The organism is Rhizobium sp. IY2 (genome assembly GCF_047532935.1).
Lineage (GTDB): Bacteria > Pseudomonadota > Alphaproteobacteria > Rhizobiales > Rhizobiaceae > Rhizobium > Rhizobium anhuiense.
Window position 1 is genome coordinate 638859 of the sequence record NZ_JBLKNU010000001.1, and the last position, 19485, is coordinate 658343.

The 19485-nt window shown below is 61.2% G+C and carries 14 protein-coding genes; all 14 read right to left on the bottom strand.

Going from position 1 to position 19485, the window contains the following annotated elements; genetic code table 11:
- Position 1: 1 nt before the first annotated feature.
- The 14 genes from ACMUVN_RS03060 to ACMUVN_RS03125 all read right to left on the bottom strand — a co-directional run bounded on the left by ACMUVN_RS03060 (position 2) and on the right by ACMUVN_RS03125 (position 19466).
- Entirely contained in the window at positions 2–2359 is a 2358-nt protein-coding gene (locus ACMUVN_RS03060; protein ID WP_049816516.1) for a SpoIIE family protein phosphatase, read from the bottom strand.
- The gene (locus tag ACMUVN_RS03065; protein WP_047610642.1) at positions 2359–3531 is read right to left on the bottom strand and encodes a class I SAM-dependent methyltransferase; all 1173 of its coding nucleotides are present in this window, start codon (positions 3529–3531) and stop codon (positions 2359–2361) included. Before ACMUVN_RS03065 ends, ACMUVN_RS03060 begins: the two co-directional genes overlap by 1 nt.
- The gene (locus ACMUVN_RS03070; protein ID WP_028758187.1) at positions 3528–4037 is read right to left on the bottom strand and encodes a hypothetical protein; all 510 of its coding nucleotides are present in this window, start codon (positions 4035–4037) and stop codon (positions 3528–3530) included. Before ACMUVN_RS03070 ends, ACMUVN_RS03065 begins: the two co-directional genes overlap by 4 nt.
- A gap of 57 nt (positions 4038–4094) precedes the next feature.
- Entirely contained in the window at positions 4095–5747 is a 1653-nt protein-coding gene (locus tag ACMUVN_RS03075) for a putative bifunctional diguanylate cyclase/phosphodiesterase (protein WP_028758188.1), read from the bottom strand.
- 213 nt (positions 5748–5960) lie between these two features.
- Positions 5961–6965, bottom strand: coding sequence for a C-terminal binding protein (locus tag ACMUVN_RS03080; protein WP_097542241.1), 1005 nt, complete (start codon positions 6963–6965; stop codon positions 5961–5963).
- A gap of 37 nt (positions 6966–7002) precedes the next feature.
- The gene (locus tag ACMUVN_RS03085) at positions 7003–7980 is read right to left on the bottom strand and encodes a ketopantoate reductase family protein (protein ID WP_028758190.1); all 978 of its coding nucleotides are present in this window, start codon (positions 7978–7980) and stop codon (positions 7003–7005) included.
- Positions 7981–8057: 77 nt separating this feature from the next.
- Positions 8058–9239, bottom strand: a complete 1182-nt coding sequence (locus ACMUVN_RS03090) for an acyl-CoA dehydrogenase family protein (RefSeq protein WP_132572407.1) — start codon at positions 9237–9239, stop codon at positions 8058–8060.
- A gap of 114 nt (positions 9240–9353) precedes the next feature.
- Positions 9354–10457: an LLM class flavin-dependent oxidoreductase gene (locus tag ACMUVN_RS03095; RefSeq protein ID WP_132572404.1), complete on the bottom strand. Its 1104-nt coding sequence runs from the start codon at positions 10455–10457 to the stop codon at positions 9354–9356.
- 211 nt (positions 10458–10668) lie between these two features.
- Positions 10669–11760, bottom strand: a complete 1092-nt coding sequence (locus ACMUVN_RS03100) for an LLM class flavin-dependent oxidoreductase (protein ID WP_132572401.1) — start codon at positions 11758–11760, stop codon at positions 10669–10671.
- Positions 11757–13487: an ABC transporter ATP-binding protein gene (locus ACMUVN_RS03105; RefSeq protein ID WP_132572398.1), complete on the bottom strand. Its 1731-nt coding sequence runs from the start codon at positions 13485–13487 to the stop codon at positions 11757–11759. The genes ACMUVN_RS03100 and ACMUVN_RS03105 overlap by 4 nt, the downstream gene beginning before the upstream one ends.
- Positions 13466–14314 (bottom strand): ABC transporter permease, encoded by an 849-nt coding sequence (locus tag ACMUVN_RS03110; protein ID WP_132572395.1) that lies wholly within the window; start codon positions 14312–14314, stop codon positions 13466–13468. Before ACMUVN_RS03110 ends, ACMUVN_RS03105 begins: the two co-directional genes overlap by 22 nt.
- Positions 14311–15321: an ABC transporter permease gene (locus ACMUVN_RS03115; protein WP_132572392.1), complete on the bottom strand. Its 1011-nt coding sequence runs from the start codon at positions 15319–15321 to the stop codon at positions 14311–14313. Before ACMUVN_RS03115 ends, ACMUVN_RS03110 begins: the two co-directional genes overlap by 4 nt.
- Before the next feature lie 37 nt (positions 15322–15358).
- A complete protein-coding gene (locus tag ACMUVN_RS03120) occupies positions 15359–17011 on the bottom strand; it encodes an ABC transporter substrate-binding protein (RefSeq protein ID WP_132572389.1) in 1653 nt (550 codons plus the stop codon).
- Between the two features lie 133 nt (positions 17012–17144).
- Positions 17145–19466 carry a molybdopterin guanine dinucleotide-containing S/N-oxide reductase gene (locus ACMUVN_RS03125; protein ID WP_132572386.1) on the bottom strand — a complete coding sequence of 774 codons (2322 nt, stop codon included), beginning with the start codon at positions 19464–19466 and terminating at the stop codon, positions 17145–17147.
- Positions 19467–19485 lie beyond the last annotated feature (19 nt).

Consider the following 19485-nt stretch of genomic DNA (forward strand, 5'->3'; position numbering starts at 1 on the left):
CTCACCTATGCCGCACTGCGAGAAGCGTGATGTCGTCGTAAATCTTCTGCGATCCGACAAAGCGCATCAATGCCGCTACAATTCCGGAAACGACTTTCTCAGCACTCTGATCCTTCAAGCGACGTGCTTCGCGGCAGAGACGTTCAATGCCAAAGAGTTCTCCCCCGTCGTTTGCTGCTTCTGTTACGCCGTCCGTATGCAAGAGTATGAGATCCCCCGTCGCGAACGCTATCTCACGGGTTTTGATGAACGCAGAAATATCGGCTTCCAGCCCGATCGGCATGCCCAGATCCATGGTGTCTATGCGCTCGACATCGCCATTCGCCCGCACAATCACAACTTCCTCGTGTTGTCCTGATAGAATCATCTCTTTACCGTCGTAGTCAAGAAACGCCAGAGTGAGATGCTTGTCGATTTTGGTCCTGACGATATTTTTAAACAGGGCGCTGTTCAGGTCTGTGAGAAATTTGACGGCATCGGTGTTTCCGGCTTCCTGCAGGGCGCGGGCAACGGACTGAACCATCAGCATCAGCACGCCGCTTTCGAGCCCGTGTCCGGTGACGTCGCCGATGCCGATCTTCAACCGATTTCCGTTCTTCAATACGTCGTAATAATCGCCGCCGACTTCTTCGGCCGGCCTCATATAGGCGGCGATCTCGAGGGCTTGAAACTCCTCGAGCTCCTGATGCAGCGGAAGGACCATGAGCTGGATTCTCTCGGCGACGGCGAGCTCGGTTCCAAGACGTCGATTTTCTCGCTCGAGCTGTGCGTTCAGCGTCGAAATCTCTTCCTTTGCATCTTCGATTTGAGCAGTTCGCTCTTCGACGAGTTGCTCGAGATTTTCGGTGTGATAGCTGATTTGCTCAGCCATCCGATTGAATGCTTCGCCAGCCTCGCCGACCTCGTCTTTGCTCGATATGGCCACCCTGACCGAATAGTCTTTCGCCTGAATCCGCTTGGCGGCATCTGCAAGTGCACTGATCCCGCCCGTTATTCGTTTCGAAGCCGCAAATACCGCGATCGTCACAACCAGCAGCGACAGTAAGATCGCGAGAATTTGGTAGAGCACGATCCGGTTCGTAGCCTCTGAAATCTTGGCCTGGGCCGCATAGAGCGAGGCTTCGATTTCTCGTTCGGGCACAACGACTCCAAGAGACATCGCCTCTTGCCGCACCGGGCCGCTGACCCAGAGATTGGTCGCAGGGAGTCTTTTGACGATAACGATATAGGGGACCTCGTTACCGTCCTGCTGCAACATCAAATGTTGGATGCCCTGTTCGCGGTCAAGGGCCAGTTTTGCGATCGCAGGCTGGGCGCTTCCCTTCAGGGAGCGCTCCAGTCCGGTCACTCCGGCTCCGCTCGCATCGCTCGCAGAACGCAGACCGAGAGTTTTTTCGCCCGTGCTGTTGATCGCCACAACATTTCCGTCGGACATTGCGAGAAATCCAAAGCCGGACTGGGCCACTTTCACATTTTCAACAGTCTGCGCGAGCTGGTCGAGTGTGATGTCCGCACCGGCCGTCCCGGCGACATCCTTCCTGTCGGCGGTCCACAGTGGCTGAAAGAAAGAAACGATCAGTTTCCCGGTAATGGCGTCCGTATATGGCGCCGTCTGTGTTATATCGTCCGCGACCGGCCGCGTTTTCATGTCCTTGGCCCAGCCCTGCCAGGACTCGTAAAGTCCGGGAAAAAAGAAGTCCCAGAAATTGGCCTCGTTGTGTCCGGGATAAAGGCGGTCGAAGGTCTGAGCCTGGTCGGTGTAGGGCGCCGTCCTGAAGATTGGGCGTTCTTTCGAGCCGATGAAATACATCTGCAGCTTCGAAGCGCCGCGCTGCAGCAGGCTCGGCGCAACAAGGTCGAGAACCGCGCTGGTCTGGATATCGCTCTGGACGTCGGGCCTTGGCTGATGGTCTTGTCCGAGCAAGTAACCCCAGACGCTCACAACCGAGGCGGAGCCCGGAGCGTTCTGAGACCAGTTCGTCTTCTGATCGTAGGACAGGCTGACGCTGCCGGGAGATGTGCGAGCGATCGCCGCGCCGACGTCGGAATTGCGCGCGGGATCGTCGATCTGCGCCTGGAGCACCCCTGCCAAGGTGCCGACGTCGTTATGAACCTGCCGCAGGAGCAAACTTACCTGCGCCGCGGTCGAATCAGCATATGTGCGAATGTATTCCTGGCTTGCCGCTTCAAGACCTTGGCCGACTTCGAGGGTTGCGTCGCGCGACAGTCTCTGAACGTTCCAAAGCGCCAGTCCACCGCTGACCAGCAAGTCGAAGAGAACGGCTCCACCGACGACCAGGATGAACTTTGCCCGAAATGAGCCCAGTCTTGCCGGTCTTTTCGATGAGCGTGCGTCCATCACAGCGGCTTTCGCCCGGAGGCCGCCCAGATGGGCCAGCCCGCATAACCCTTGGGGTGAAGAGCGGCAAAGACATGATCCTTGAATCCCTGCCGGAACCGGCGAATGAAATCTATTGAGTCGCCCCGCCGGACGGCCATCTCACCGGCGTAGACATTTTCCCAAGCTTCGATGACGTCTGCGAAGTCTTGGGGATCGCCGTCGAGGTTCGTCACCATAAAACAATCCACCTTGATGTTGTCGAAGCCTGCATCGGCAAGGAGATGGCGGCTTTTCGGCCCCATCTCGACATCCATGTCGAAGTGGCTGAACAGTTTGGCGACCTCCTCGTAAGTCCATTTTATCGTGTCAGCATGTGGCTCCCCAAGGCAATGAGAATTTTTTTCGTTGGTGATGTAGACGCGGCCGCCAGGCTTGCAGATGCGGTAAAGCTCCCGCAGGAGCATCTCGGGACGGTTGAAAATCTGCAGCGAATGACGGCAGGTCACAAAGTCGAATTGATTGTCTCGCAGCAACATTTGCGAGGCGTCGCCATAGGTGTACTCGATTCCCTGTAGATCGAAGTCGGTAGCGACCCTGCGCGCATATTCGAGGCTGCGCACCGAATGATCCAGCGCGACAAGGCGTGCCGGTTTGAATTCCCGTTGAACCAAGGCCGCGAAATCACCTATTCCACAACAGATATCGGCGATGGCAAGACCGTTACGCAGGCCGTGGCGCGGCAGCAGTTCGCGTTCATGTCGCCATGTCATTTTCGTCTGGGTGCGGAGGATGGGAATGAAAGTCTCATCCTCGACAAAGCTCTGGCCCGGATAGAATGCCGAATCGTAGACCTCGACCGACAAGTTTGGCTGTGACGCCGCAAGCGTTTGGAATAACGAGGTCGACCATGCCACCACGCTTGACGTGATGATGACGATCTTCCGTTCCGGCCTGGCCCGGCAGGTTGCCGCGAGGACATCCGACAGGGCAGAGAAGGCAGTCATGTTGATATGCGTCAGACGTTTGACGTTGAGGTAAACGACCCCGCCGTATTTTTCCAAACTTTGCTGCACCAGTTCGAGAGCATCGCCAATCTCAGCGGCACTTTCGGGCCGCATCTTGCCAGACAGCACCAGCTCCTGATTTGTCGGATCAAAATAAACCGTGAAAGGTCGCAGCAGCAGGTTCATCGGAAGTCCTCGGCCGAGGGGAAATCCGCAATGATTTGAATCCCTTGTCCGCCGTCTTTCTCAATTCGGATAGCGGCGCGGAATATTGTTGCCAAATCGCTGAGCAAAACCGTCCCATCGGATTTCATGACCAAGTATCCAGACTCGGTATCGGGGACAGGCAGATATTCGCCTGATCTCGCACTCGTTTGTTTGCGGCCAAATGCTTCCTCGCCGGGAAACGCAATTCTCAGCCGATTGAATGCTGCGCTCCGATAGAGACTGAAACGTATCCTTCCCAGCTCACCCGTTGAACGGAAAGCGAGTTCAATGAGCTCGTTGGCTGCGACGGAAAGAAAGTTCGAATATCGAGCGGGATCGTTGTGACCCTGGCCGAGAATGTCGGAGAGATATTCCGTGATCCTGTCGCAAAACTGCCATCGCGATTTGAACATGGCGGTATTCATTTCCAGCGATACCATCGGCGCAAATGCATGGTCATCGAAGCGAGATGCTTCCTTTTCCACTACACCCTCCATTCGTTTGTCCGGGGCGTCAGGTTGATTCCGAAAATCGATTGTTCACTATGATAGCGCGGGGCTCAGGGATGTTTCGGCTCTGGCGAGGAACTCGCCAATTGCCTCGATCGGAAGCGGCCTGCTGACCAAGTAGCCTTGAAGCCTGTCGCAGCCCACGCCGCGCAACCATTCCGCCTGACCTGGCGTCTCGACTCCTTCCGCTGTCACCTGCATGTCGAGGTCATGGGCGAGGTTCACGATGCAGCGGACGATTGCCTGGCTTTTCAGATCGCTTTCGAGATCGGTGATGAAGTATTTGTCGATTTTGATCGTGTCGAAAGGGAATGTCTTCAGATAGCTGAGCGAAGAATATTCGGTGCCGAAGTCATCAAGCGAGATTCGTATCCCCAGCACGTTGAGCGTATTCAGGGTGTCGATGTTGTTGACGGTCCGCTCGAGCAGCACGCTTTCGGTTATCTCAAGCTCCAGACGGTCGGGCGGCAAGCCGACCAGGTCGAGCGTCTGGGAGACCCGATCGGTGAGGCCACTGGTCAGGAATTCGGCCGCCGATAAATTGACGGCAACGATGTAGTTCTGCGGCCACTTCATCGCCTCGCGGCATGCCTGCTCTAAAACCCACGCTCCTATTTCCGGCATCATTCCATCGGCCTCGGCCATCGGAATAAATGCCGCCGGTGAAATTTTTCCAAGCAGGGGATGGTGCCATCTCAGCAATGCTTCGAAGCCGACAACGCAGCCGCCCTCTGAGATGGGTTGGTATTCGACAGAGAACTGCTGCTGGGCCAAGGCCATGCGAAGGCTGCGGCGCAGCAGTTCGCGTTGCTCCAGCGATTCAAGCATCGAGGGATCAAATGCTTTTGCCCGGCCGCGCCCGTCTTTCTTCGCGGCATAGAGCGCGAGATCGGACGCCTTCATCAGTTGCTCCGGACTTGCACCGTCCGATGGCGCGGTGGAAATGCCGATGCTGGTACCAACAAATACGGCAATGCCATCTATCGTGAAGGGCTTTTTGAATTCGGCAACCAGAATTTCTGCTAGCCACTGCCCCTTGGCCGGATGTCCCGAGCCCATGGAAATAACGGTGAATTCGTCACCCGCCAGTCGATAGGCTCTGTCATCGCTGGTCAGGCAGCCTTGAATACGCCTTGCCGCAAATTGAAGAACCTTGTCGCCGGCCGGATGCCCAAGCGTGTCGTTCACGGGCTTGAAATCGTCGAGGTCGAGCTGCATCAAAGACAGGGTCTCGTTCGCGCCTGCGGCCTCCTGCAGCAATACTGTGAGGTCCTCGCTGAACTGTCGTCGGTTCGGCAGTCCGGTCAGGGGATCATGGGTCGCCAGGTGCAGAAGGGTTGCACGCTCATCATCGAGACTTTCCTCGGAGCGCACCACGGCAAACAGATCTCCGATCCGATAGATCGTCAGTCCGCGCGATCCAGGCTCGCCAAGGTCGCCCGATATTCGCAAAGGCTGGGCACTGTCACCCAGTGAACGTAGCGCAAGCGTAATCGCCGATTGGTCCAGTTCTGGAAAATGCTCCCAAAAGGACGCTGCTGGTTTGACAGAAGCAGGCAGCTCATTGCCCAGCAAATTCTCGACGGGATTGAGATCGCGGTCAAAGAACAAAAGTCGGTCGATCGAACTCGAAGCCTCTGCCTCTGTTTTTCCGAGGGCCGAGTGGGCCGCACGAATTTTCCGCATGTCCGAGGCTCTCCCTTGCTGAATGTCCTAACCAGATATTGTAGCAGTTTGACTCCCACACAACTTGTGCACGCTAAGATTTACATTAGGCATTTCTGATTAACAATCCCCAACCGCAGCATTGAGATACACTTATGTCACGGATAAAAAGAAGCAATCGATCACCTGTCTTGCCCGCGCCTGCACTGGGATAGGCAGGACCACAGGAGGCCGTCAGGCGGTGATCCGATTTCGGAGCCTGCCTTCATCGAGCAATATTCTGACCGTCCGCGCTGCGTTTTGGCGCATCTCGACCGCGGCGTGATCGGAGTAAAAGGCATTGTGCGGGGTTATCACCAACCGTCCCGCGAGCCAGTCTTCACGTTTGCGCCAGGCGGAAAGCAGCGGATGGTCGCCCGGCGGTTCCTGCATCAGCGTGTCAATCGCGGCCGCTGCCAGGTGGCCGCTTCTGAGGGACGCTTCAAGCGCATCGAGATCGTCAATAAGTTCGCCGCGCGCCGTATTGACCAAAATGGCTCCGGGTTTCATCCGGGCAAGTCCGTTGGCGTCGAGCATGCCGCGTGTCTCCTCCGTGGCTGGACAGTGGAGCGTGAGGATATCCGAGCGCGCGAAAAGATCGCCCGCATTGTCGACACGCTCGTATCCCACCGCCTTTTCGTGACCAGGCGGTTGGCCGGGATCATAGCCGAGGATGCGAAAGCCGAAGGGCTTCAGGCGGTTGACGACCGCCGTTCCGATCCGTCCGACACCGACGACGCCCACAGTGGCCCGGTTTGAACGGGAAAGCGGCTTGAGGCTGTGGACTTGCCATCCGGACCGATAGCCACGGGCGCGGGCATCATGTTCCCAGAGCCGTCTTTGCAGGGACAGGATCATCGCGACCGCGTGGTCGGCAACTTCCTCGGTGCCATAATCCGGGTTGTTGGCGAAGGGGATGCCGGCGGCCGCCAAGGCCTCGATATCGATCTTCTCGTAACCGACGCCGTAACGCACGACGCCCCGGCAGCGGGTCAAATGCGCGATGCTTCGCGGCCCGAGCCGTGCGCCCCAGACCATCAGGGCATCGAGCCGGGCGAGGCGATCGGCAGCGAAAAGCGTTTCATCCGTGGTGGCGAAGAAGTCGATCTCGACCTCCCGGCCGAGCACCTCGACCTCGAGGTCCGGAGAGCCGATCATGTGGTCGGTGATTCCGACCACATATTTTCTCTGTTCTGTCATTCGGAGGAAGAGCCGCCTTGAATTGTTGGTCCCTCGGTCACGCCAACCGTCCTACCTCTTCAATGCCCAGCGAACCCGGCTTGCCTCCATCGCGTGCAAGCTTTGCCGCCGCTCGTTGGAAGGCCGCGTTGAGGGGTGCGGCTACGCCATGAAGACGTCCGAGCCGCACGATCTCACCGTTCAGGTAGTCAACTTCGCTTGACGTGCCGCGCACGAAGCTCTGCCATGTCGATTGCTGGCCGCGTTCGATGCCGCTGTCTTCGGCGACGCGCCAGCCTGATATGTCGATCGCCCGTTCCGAAGGGGCCGCCAGATCGTATCCCGCCGCCTTCAGGACGGTGCGGGCTTCTTCTGCCAATTCGGCGGCGGCTTTTGCGCGCACCTCCGGTGTGCCGGCGAAAAGCTCGACTGCGTTAGTCGCATTGTGCTGCAGTTTGGCGGCCTTCCAGCGGCGGATGTCTGCACGCGCTTCGGCCAGATATCCCGCCTTCGTCAGGTCGGAGACAACAGCCGATGCGGTATCGTCCAATCCGTGCGGATAGCGTCCGAGCGTGACGATGCCGAGATTCGGTTCACCGCCGACGACGACCTCACCGGTCACGGTATAGCGCGCGGGAATGAGAATACTGGCCGCATAAACACGATGGAAGCGTCGCAGCGCGATATCCTCGGCCGCCAGCCCGTTTTGAAGCGTGACCAGCGGCAGATCGGATGCAAGACCTGCGCCATCCACATCGCGCCAAGCCCAGAAATCGGTTGCCGCCTCGACATCCTGCGCCTTGACCGTGAGGATCAGGATATCGTCCGGCTTCAGAACGGGCGGCGTTGCGGTGTCGACCGCATTGAGCTGAACCACCCGGGTTTCCCTCGGGCGGCGATAGGAAAGGCCATGGGCGGCGATATGAGCGATCTGAGCGCCGCGTCCCACCAGAACGTAAGGAATGTCGTGGGTTTCGAACTCGGCGGCAAGGCTTGCGCCGACCGCGCCGGCGCCGATGATGATGTAGCGTGTCATGTTCGTCCACTGCGAGTTGGCCGGAGGGCCGAAGGGGAAGGTGGGAAGGTCATGAGGTGAGGTCCGTCCCCGTCGCGTCAGGCTGTTTTAAGGACGGGGACGCCTGTCGAATAGCTCGATAGGGCGGTCTCATCCCGGTTCCACCGGTCGAAGGCGGCGCGCCCCAGAATGGAAATCGATACGTCTTCCTGCGGAGCATGGACGAGCACGGACTGGATGTCCCGGAAATGCCGTTCAAGCCCCAGGTCGGCGCTCAGGCCCGGATTGCCGATGCCGCGCACCGCGATCTGGACTGCCTCGCGCAACTGCCGGCCGGCAATGAGCCGGGCTCTTATGAATTTTTCCGCGTCACTTTGGCCGGCTTCGAGCGCGCCAAAAATGATCTGGCGGGCGCCGGAGACAAGCAGGTCGATTTCGCCCGAAAGCGTCACGAAACGCTCCGTGCGGGCAATGGGATGGCCGAGATTGGTCGGCACCCGCTCATGCGCGAAGCGGATGAAGGCGGCCTGCGCGGCTTCCGCCACGCCGACATAGAGCGCGGTCAGCGCCAGCGTGAGCGCCGCATGGGCGCGATTGTCCTGTTGGGCAACTGTGGCGTCGTTGAGATCAAGCACGTCCTCTGCCGGGATCTCGACGTCGGTATATTCGACGTCGTGCGAACCTGTGGCGCGCATGCCGAGGCTGCTCCAGTTTTCGATCACGCGAATGCCAGGCAGTCCATTCGGCACGACGAAGGTTCCAACCCGCGTTGGGGTTTCATCGGTATGCGCCCAGACGAGGAAATGCGTGAGACCATGCGCGCCGGTGACGAAGCGCTTGCGACCGGTGATCGACCAGCCGTTGGCCGTGCGGCGGGCGCGCGTTGCCGGCAGACCGCCGCGCGCCGGCGACCCCAGTTCCGGCTCGACGCGGGCGGCGTTGAGCAGCAGCGGACGCTGCTTTCCCTCCGCCAGCAGCCTGATGTAGAGATCTTCCGGCCAATGGTTTTTTCCGGCCTGGCCGAGATGGTTGAAAATTGTCATGGCGCTGATGAGCGCGACCGACGGATCGCCTCGCCCGAGGGCGGCTAGGATGTGAGCCGTGTCGGCAAGGTTGGCACCTCCTCCGCCGTAGCGGACGGCGACAGTGCTTTCCAGAAGGCCGCTTTCATGAACGGCACGAATGCCCGTCCATGGAAACTGACCGGTACGATCCGCTTCCGGAGCGGCCTCGGCTAGAACCCGCGCGGTTGCGTTCAGGACGGTTGTGTCATGGGGCATGTCGTTGAAGCCTTCTGATGGAAGCCCGAGCGATATCCTCCGACGCGATGAAGACAGCGTCGCCTGCTCGTTCTGGGATTGAATGCATGGTCCAACCGTACCGGACCGTGATCATCAGGCGGCCGTCTTCTTTTTGGCCTCTTCTCGCTCGCGGATGCCGTCACGCACCAGCGGCAGGATGTAGCGGCCATAATCGACGGCATCGTTGTAATTGTCGTAGCCGCGGATCGAGATCAGGTCGGCACCAAGATCGATATAATCGAGGATGGAATCAGCGATGGTGCGTGGCGAACCCACCAGCGCGGTGGTGGCGCCGCTGGCATTGGTGGCGGTTACTGTCGGATACCACAGTGCGCGGTCCTGCACATGGCCGCGTGCAGCAATGTCCAGCAGCCGCTGAGAGCCAACATTGGCCGGACGCGGAGCCGAAAGCGGCGCACGGCTCAAACCTTTCTCGCGGTTCTCGTTCAGCCGGTCCAGAACCTTATGTGCCTTCGCCCAGGCCAATTCGTCGGTCTCGGCCACGATCGGCCGGAAGGTGACCCAGATGCGCGGGCGATCCGTGCGGCCAGCCTTGGCGGCTTCGTCGTAAATCCGGTCGATCTGCTGCTTGGTTTCAGCAAGCGGCTCACCCCATAGGCCGAAGATATCGCACAGCGAACCGCCGATCCGGTAAGCCGCATCCGACGAGCCGCCGAGCGAGATGGGGATGAGGCCCCTGGTGGGACGCACGGCGCTGCGGAACTGCTTGAACTGGTAATACTTCCCATCGAAATCAAAGGGTTCGGTCGACGTCCAGGCCAGACGCAAGATGCGAATATATTCCTCCTGCCGCTCGTAACGCTCTTCCTTATTGAGGAAGTCGCCTTCACGCGCCTGCTCCTCGTCGCTGCCGCCTGCAATGAAGTGAACGACGACGCGCCCGCCGCTCAACTGATCGAGCGTCGCCAGCGATTTCGCCGCAACCGTCGGATAGACCGTGTTCGGACGTAGGGCGACGATGATGCTGAGCTTTTTCGTATGTGCGAGGATCGTCGCTCCAAGCGTGAACGGATCGAAGGAGGACGAGGAATAGGGGATCAGCGTGTAGTTGAAGCCGTAATCGTCGAGCGCCCGTGCGTATCGCTCCAGAAAACGCGCATCGGCCGGCGCGTCGGGAATAGGGTTGAGGTCATTGGAGGCATTGGCGAAGCTTGCGCTGATGAATTCCGTGGCCATGTGAGCATTTCTCCCGGGGGTTGCCGAACATGCCTTCACGTTATGGCGTGACAAATCCCATAGGAAGACAGGTCTTTCTTTTTCTACTAAAACTGTAGAAAATATTCGCGCGTCGCAGCCTGGTGGGGAAGAGTTGGTCACCTTCTCCATTGAAAACCCTGATGGCTGCTCCAGCCGCAATGGCGACGCCCGCCGCTAGCATCAGTGTGGTTCAAATGGTAGGCGACCAGCCGAGGTTGGTGGCCACCGTGTCTGCCAGGTCCGTCAGCAGCCGCACGTTTTCGGCAAGGTCGAAGGCGGGGGGAAGGAAGAGCACAAGCTCATCGGCGGAGGCAAGGCCTGGGTCGTCAAGCACGGCCTCAAGCACCTGGTCGGGCGTGCCTTGGAAGACCGGGGAGATCTGGATGCCGGGCGGCTGACTGGCTGGCGCGGCCGGCGTCAGCGCCCCCTTGGGACGGGACGCGGCAATTCCCTGGGTGCGGCGCTCGAGGTCGTAGGCGGCATACTTCTCCCGAAGCTCGGCCGTGGTGCCGACCAGGATTGAGGCGGCAACGGCGACTGGCGGCGGTTGGGTGTTCCACGTCTCGCGCCAGGTCGCACGGAAAGCCGCGATGCAGCGAGCCTGATACTCCCCGAAGGTTTCGCCCTCGTCGTGGTCGTGCTGCACTGTGCCTGAGATGAGCCCGATTCCGAGCTTGGCAGCCTGCACCGCCGAATCCAGACTAGCCGAGCCCTGCCTGATCCTCGAGCGCAGGGTCGGGCTGTGCGGCGTCACCCGTAGTTCAGTACCCTCCGGGGCGCCTTGGCCTTGCCCGGCGACGGTGTGGAGAACCTCACCCGAGATCGCGGCGAGGAAGCGCGCCTGACGGCGTTTGGCTTCCGTCCGGGCATCGGTGTCTGCCTTACCGAAGACGGCGTCGAACGCCGCATTGGCGCCGGTGGAGACCGCCAGCTCCAAGCGGCCGCCGATCAGAAGGTCGGTCGTGCCGGCCGCCTCGGCGAGCAGGATGGGGTCCTGGTAGCGCATCGGGATAACAGCCGAGCCGAGGGTGATATGCCTGGTATGCTGGCCGGCCGCGGCGAAGAACGGAAGCGGTGACGACAGGTAGTGGTCGAAGTGCCGTTGGTAGGCCCAGCCCGACTGATAACCCAGTCGCTCGGCGGCCTTGAACAGCTCGATCCCGTCGCGTAGCCCCTGCGCCGGCCCGGCGTCGTCGTTGAAGGACACCCGGGTGTTGAAGCCGAGCCGCTGCTTCGGACGAAACGGTGCGGGCAGGGAGATGGCAGGCGCGGCGATGGTCATGCGATCTTTTCCTCGTTGACGAACCACTGCGGTCTGGGGGGTGGCGCGCGGGCGATAGCAGCGGCGCCTGATGGGATCGATTCCAGCAGCGAGCGTGTGTACGGCTCCCTGGGGCGTTCGAAGATGTCGGTGACGGTCCCATGCTCGACGATGCGCCCGCGCTGCATCACCGAAACCGTGTGGGCGAGCTGGCGCACCAGAGCCAGATCGTGGGAGACGAAAACATAGGTGAGGCCAAGCTTGGCTTGCAGCGAGAGCAGCACCTCGACGATATCGGCCTGGACGCTGACGTCGAGCGCGGAGGTGGGCTCATCGAGCACGATGACGTCAGGCTTGAGCACCAGCGACCGGGCGATGGCCACGCGCTGGCGCTGGCCACCTGACAAGGCTTCCGGCTTGCGGGAAAGCAGGTGTTCGCCGAGCCCGACATTGGCCAGCGCTTCGCGGACCTGCTCGGCCCGCTCCTCGCGGGTGCCGATCTTGAACCGGTCGAGCGGTTCGCGCACCAGCTGCTCGACTTTCCAGGTCGGGTCCAGCGAGGTGAACGGGTTCTGATAAACGAGCTGAAGGTGGCGCCATACCGCGCGCAGTGAGCCGTGCGAGCGACCGGTGAGTTGCTCGCCGGCGACGGCAATATTGCCGACGTCAGGTTGTTCGAGCCCGAGCAGCAGCCGGATTGCCGTCGTCTTGCCCGAACCGGATTCGCCGACCAGCGCGTGTGTGGTGCCAGCCGGGACGGCAAACGACACCTCATTGACGGCCGTCAGAACCTTGCCGTCGACCGTGAAGGTCTTCGTGACGCCGCTGACTTCGATCTTCGGTGCCTTGTCGGCTTTGGTTCCGAGGAAACGGAAGCCGGGATCGCGCAGCGCACGGTAGCGATCGGGGTTGAGGGCCGGGACGTCGGCATGCAGCTTCCTGGCGTATGTCGAGGAGGGCGCGGAGAAGACGGAAGCGGTGCTGCCGGCTTCCTGGACGACGCCGTCCTTGAGTACCACCAGCGAGTCCGCCCGCTCGGCGGCGATCGCCAGGTCGTGGGTGATGAGAAGCAGGCTGATCTCAAGCTCGTGCTGCAACTTGGAAAGCAGGTCGAGGATACGCTTCTGGATCGTGACGTCGAGCGCCGACGTCGGCTCGTCCGCGACCAGCAGCGACGGCCGTGGCAGGACTGCAAGGCCGATCAGCACGCGCTGCAGCATGCCGCCGGAGAGCTGGTGCGGGTAGGAGTCGTAGACCCGTTGGAGATTGTCGAGCCCGACCTGGGCGAAGGTCTCCAGGATGAGCGCCTTGCGGATTGCCTTATTGGGCTCGTCGACGAGTGCTGCCGCCTCCATCGCCTGGGCGCCGATCGTCCGCACCGGGTTGAGCGAGTTGCCGGGATCCTGCGGGACGAACCCGATCGCCCGTCCTCTGAGCGGCCGGAAACGGCGCTCCGGGAGTCCCAGTATCTCCTGGCCGTCGAACTCGACGCGGCCGGCAGCGCGTCCACCGCTGGGGAGCAGCCGCAACACCGCCCGGGCGATGGTCGACTTGCCCGAGCCCGACTCGCCGATGAGGGCGAGGCTCTTGCCACGGCCGAGTTGAAACCCGATGTTGCTGACGACTTCGTGCGGCCCGTAGGAAACCGACAACCCGTCAACCCGGAGCAGAGGGGCTGATCGCTTGAGCGGCAGCCCGGCGGCGTCGGTGTGGGCGAAAAGCTCAGTCAGTCTGTTTTGCGAAGCCATCGGCTGATCCTGTTCACGGAGAGGACGGTTGCGATCGTGACGAAGGCGGGGGCGTAAACCAGCCACGGCCATTTGAGGTAGTCCTTGCCGATCGAGATCAGCAGGCCCCAGTCGGAGGCCGGCGGCGGGTCGCCGTAGCCGAGGAAAGCGAGACTGGCGATCACCAGGATCGAGTCACCGAACTGCAGCACGGCAAGCGGCAACACCGAGCGCGAGGCGTTCGGCAGCACATGGCGCCACAGGATGTGCCAGCGCGACCCGCCGAGCAGAAAGGAAGATTCGACAAATGTCGCTTGCCGGGTCTTGATCACCTCCGAGCGCATCACCCGGGCGAAGAGGGCGACCGCCGAAACGCCGGTTGCGATGGCGGCGTTGGTGGTGTCGAAGCCGATCGCGGTGACGACGATGACGGCCAGCAGGAATTTCGGAATGGCCAGCAGAACGTCGACCAGGCGGGCGAACAGGGTGTCCACCCAGCCGCCGAAGAAGCCGGCCAGGAGGCCGATGAGGCCGCCGGCGACAACGCCGATGACGACGGCGATCAGCGCGCTCGCCACGGAGGAGGCCGTGCCGTAGACGACGCGGGTGTAGAGATCGCGGCCGAGGTGATCGGTGCCGAACCAGTGCGCCGCGCTGGGGCCGAGCAGCTTTTGAGCAGGAACGCCGTTGACCGGGTCATAGATCGTGAACAGGCCAGGGGCGAGAGACCAGGCGATGGCAAGCGCGACGATAGCGAAGGACAGCGCGACGACCGGCGGTACGCGCAGCGCCGTCAGCCGGCTGATCGCCGTGACATACGAGGCAGAGGAAGCGGAGGCGAGGGTCATAGCGTCACCGCCTTGGAAATGCCGGCGGAGCCTTCGTCAGCCGTGGTTGGACGGCGCTCGGGAGCGCCAAGAAGCTTTACGCGCGGGTCGAGCAGTGGGTAGGTCAGATCGGCGATCAGGTTGACGATCACGAAGACCACCGCTGCCAGCGAGACGACCGCCTGCAGGACGGGCAGATCCTGCGTGCTCACCGACCGTTGCACCAGGCTGCCGAGACCGGTGCGCCCGAACACCGTCTCGGTGATCAGCGAGCCGCCGAGCAGTTCGCCGATGGTGAGCGCGATGACGGTGATAACCGGCAGCGACGACGGCTTGAGCAGGTGCTTGGCGAACAGGCGCATTTGCCCGAGGCCGCGGCCCCGTGCGACGGCGGCGTATTCCTGCCCGGACTCATGATCGAGATTGGCGATGAGCACTTCGGCGATTTGTGCCGAGATGGGGATGCCGAGCGCGATGGCCGCGAAAAGCGTCGCCCAGAAGCTGTCGGGCTCGATCACGCGAAAGACGCCGAGCTGGAAACCGAAGAGATGGATCAGCACCAGGCCGATCACGAAGTTCGGCACCGACAGGAACAAGGACGGGAAGCCCCGCAGCAGGCCCTGACCGAGCCGTTTTGGCAGAAACTGCGTGCCATAGGCGATCACTGCCGACAGCAGCAGCGCGACGACGAGACCTGCGGAAGCAAGGACCAAGGTCGACGGAAGCACCTCGGCGATCAGGGTCGAGACGGGCCGGTTGGTCCGCATCGACAGGCCGAGATCCCCGGTCACGAATCCGGAAAAAGATGTCCACAGCTGGACCGGGATCGGCCTATCCAGGCCCTGGGCGGCGATGATCTCCTTGATCTCATCCGGTGTGAAGCCATTCTGAGGATTGTTCAGGACATTGGTGATCGGGTCGCCGGGCAGGATGCTGACGACGACGAAGGTCAAGACATAAGCCAGCAGGATCACGACGATCGCCTGCACGAGGCGTTTTGCGGCGTAGTTGAGGTAGGCTTTGCTCATGCCGTCACCTTCTTACGTTGCTCGGTTTAATTGCGGGTTATTCGCTTTTCGTGGCCGTGTAGTAGCTGGCATAGGCGACGCCGTTGTAGACTTCGCCCTTGAGCTTCGGAGACTGCACGTAGATCCGCTGGACGATCTGTGTGCGGGGGATGAAGTAACCCTGATCGAGGATGTATTTCTGCAGTTCGTCGAGGAGCGGTTTGCGGCTTTCGATGGAACCGGCGCTGGCGATCTTGTCCCGGAGTTCGTTGAGCGTCTTGTCGCTCTCGTCGAGGGCGAACCAGTTCTCGCCGTTGTTGGCATTTGTCAGGATACTGGCGACGGTGCCGGCGTCGATGAAGCTGCGCGTCACCTCATAGGCCGGCACGGCCGGGCTGCCGTATTTGACCTTCTGGCCGTAGGTGACGACGTCGTAGGAACGGATAGCGACTTTCCAGCCGATTTTGCCGAGCTGCTGGGCGATAAGCTCATCGACCGATTTCGAGGTTGCGAGGTAGGGGTTGGAATGCAGCGTCAGCACCAGCGGCTGGCCGTTCTTGGTGCGGATGCCGTCCGCGCCCTTTGTCCAACCCGCTTCGTCGAGGAGCTTCTCGGCCTTTTCGGGGTTGTAGACCAGCAGGGCGCTTTGGTCGGTCGCTCCCGGCACGTTGCTCTGGATGAAGGAGGTCGCCAGTTTCCAGTCGGGTGTATAGACGGTGTCGATGATCTCCTGGCGATTGATGCCGGCCTGGAGGGCCTGGCGTACTTTTACGTCATCGTATGGCGCAAGCTTGGTGTTGACTGCCCAGCCGTTCACGAAGCCGAGATAACGTGGTGTCACGGTGGTGAAGCCCTCTGCCTTGAGAGACTCCAGCTCCTGCGGTGAGGCGTTGTAGGCGACGTCGGCCTGGCCGGACTGAACCGCAGCCACGCGTAGCGACGGCTCGGACACCAGCTTATAGGTGATCGTGTCGAGATAGGCCGGGCCGGTATGGCCGACCGCGGCGGGACCCCAGTTGTAGTCCTTGCGCTTGACCAGCTTGACGAAGTCGCCTTCCTTCCAGGAATCGACCACATAGGGGCCGCTGCCGGCGGTTTTGCTGAGGTCGGCCTGCTGGGCGGCAGGCTGCGCGAGGGTCTTCGGGGAGATCAGGATCGAGCCGTGGTAGCCGAGTGTCGGGATGAAGCCGAGCGTCGGCGCCTTGAAGAAGACCTTCACTGTGCTCGCGTCCACCGCCTCGGCGTGGTCGTAAGTCTTCGGGAAGAGGCCGATCGGGTTGATGCCCTCGCTCTTGCGGCCGGCGTACCAGATATCGAGGTTGGCGACGACGGCGGGTGCGTCGAGCGGGGTGCCGTCGGAGAAGGTTACGCCGCTCTTCAGGTGCAGGGTGAACTCGGTGGCCTTGTCGTTCTGTTCCCAGCGCTCGGCAATCCAGGGGCTGACCTTGCCGTCAGCGTCGACGTAAAGGAGCTTATCGGTCACATGGCCCCAGATGTGGCCCTGGAAACTGGAGATGGCGCTGTTGTTCGGGATCCAGGTATCGCCCAGCGAGTCGATGAGGAAGGTGATGTCACCGCCGTTGTGTGGGCTATCGGCACTCAGAGCCGGATTGAACTCCGCCGTTACCACCAAGGCGGCGATTGCCAGTGCAGAGGTGGCGATCAGCAGACGACGCCGGGGAAGGGAGAACGGGGAAAAGCGTTCGATCATAATGCGGTCCTGTATTGTTTGCCAAGGAGATCACGACGCATAGCCTAGCAGGGCAACAGGAGGGAGAAAGACCAGTTGTTCTTTTTCTACTAAATTTATGGATTATTTTGTTCGGTTTCTGCGTGTGTGTGGATCAGCTTTTCCGGGCTTGTCGCGATATGTCTGCGAACTTCATTCCCTCGAAGATCCGCACGGGAGGCAGTTCGCCGGCGAACCGCTCCGCCTCCACCCTGGTAAGCTGTCCGGTCGAGCCCTGGGCCAATTGCGAGGTTCCGATGTCGCGGGTGAGGATATTCGGGTTGCCGTGGATGCACATGGACTTCTCGGTTGCTGGGTCGTTGGGCTCGAACCACGCACCCGTCGCAAGCTGCATCACGCCCTGTCGCACGTCCTCGCTTATCACCGCCGCCGCAAGGCAGCTGCCGCGGGCGTTGAACAGCCTCAGAATGTCGCCATCGGCGATGCCGCGCTCGGCCGCGTCGGCCGGGTTGATGCGGACCGGTTCCCGGCCCTTGATCTTGGTGGAACGGCTGAAGTCGCCATAGTCCAACTGGCTGTGCAGCCGTTGATGCGGCTGATTGCAGACCAGATGGAGCGGGTAGTTGCTTGCATCGCCCTCTGCCTCCATCTTGGGGGGATACCATCGCGGATGGGCGCGGCAATCGTCGTAACCGTAGCTCTCGATCGTCTCGGAAAAGATCTCGATCTTTCCGGAAGGCGTCTGCAGCGGAGATCCGGACGGATCATCTCGGAAGGCGCGCGCCGGTCCGCCGTCGTCGGGCTTCAGCGGCAGGCGGATCTCTCCGCGCTCCCAGAACGTCTCGAAGGCGGGGGCCTCGTGTCCGGCGGTAGCAAGCGCCTTTTGCGTCGTCTCGAAAAGAAAGGCGAGCCATTCCTTGCTGGTGCGGTTTTCGGTGAACTCTTCGGCTCTGCCGAGGCGGCGGGCTATCTCGGAAAAGATGTCATAGTCGTCCCGCGCTTCGCCGACCGGCTCGATCAACTTTTTCATGGCGATCATCAGCGGATCGCGGTCCGCCGCGCCGATGTCGTCCCGCTCGAGCGTGGTGGTCGCCGGCAGCACGATGTCGGCATGACGGGCCGACGACGTCCAGGCCGTCTCATGCACGATGATGGTTTCCGGCCTCCTGAACGCCGCCCGCAGCCTGTTGAGATCCTGATGGTGATGGAATGGGTTGCCGCCCGCCCAATAGACGAGGCGGATGTCGGGATAACGCATCGCCTGACCATTATAGTTGAACGCGCTGCCCGGATTGAGGAGCATGTCGGCGATGCGCGCGACGGGAATGAAATCCGGCACGGCGTTCTTGAATTGACTGAGCGTGGGCAGTGGGACGGCAAGCTGGTGTTTGCCGATATTGCCCAATGCGCCAAGCGAATAGGAATAGCCGCCGCCATCCAGTCCGATCTGCCCGAGCATTGCGGCGAGCACGATGCCCATCCAGACCGGTTGCTCGCCATGCTCGGCACGCTGCAGGGAATGGCTGACGGTGATCAGCGTCCTGGCGCGCGCCATGGAAAGCGCGAGCTTCCTGATGGTGTCTTTGCCGATGCCGCAGATATGGGACGCCCATTCCGGGCTCTTTTCGACACCATCGGTCCGGCCAAGCAGGTAGTCCTCGAAGCGCTCGTAGCCGACCGTATAGCGGTCGAGAAATTGGCGGTCGTGCAATCCCTCGCTGGCAAGCACATGCGCGAGGCCGAGCATCAGCGCTATGTCGGTGCCGGGCAAGATGGGCAGCCATTCGGCGTTCACCTCAGCAGGAAAATCGTCTTTCAGGGGGCTGATGAGGACAAAACGCGCACCGCGCGCGTGCGCGCCATTCAGCGTCCGGGGCACGATATGCGCACTGATGCCGCCGCCATGCACATCCGTGTTCTTGATCGCCATTCCGCCGAAGGCGACGACCAGTTCGCTGCTCCGCTCGATGGCATCCCAGGTGACGCTCTTGCGCTCGAAATGATCGTAGGGTCCCAAGACATGCGGGATGATGACCATGGCCGCACCCGAGCTGTAGGTGTTGACGGATCTGATATATCCGCCCAGCACATTCAGAAACCGATGGATCTGGCTCTGCGCATGATGGAAGCGTCCGGCGCTCGACCAACCATAGGACCCACCGAACACGGCCTGCGCGCCGAAGTCTGCATAAACGCGCCGAAGTTCCTTCGAAACAAGGTCCAGCGCCTGCGGCCAGCTGACTTCGACATAATCGTCTGCCCCGCGATTTTGCGCGTTGCCGGTGCTGCCTTCGAGCCAGCCGCGCCGGACAGCCGGACGTCTGATGCGCGCCGGACTATGGGCGATCGCGGCGAGATTGCCCAGCAGGGGCGATGGATGCGGGTCGGCCGGATGGGGACGGATTTCAAGCTTTCCATCTTCGTAGCGGCCGGAAAAGGCGCCCCAGTGGGAGCTATGGGGCTGAAACGAACTCATTTGTAAAGCTCCAGGCAAA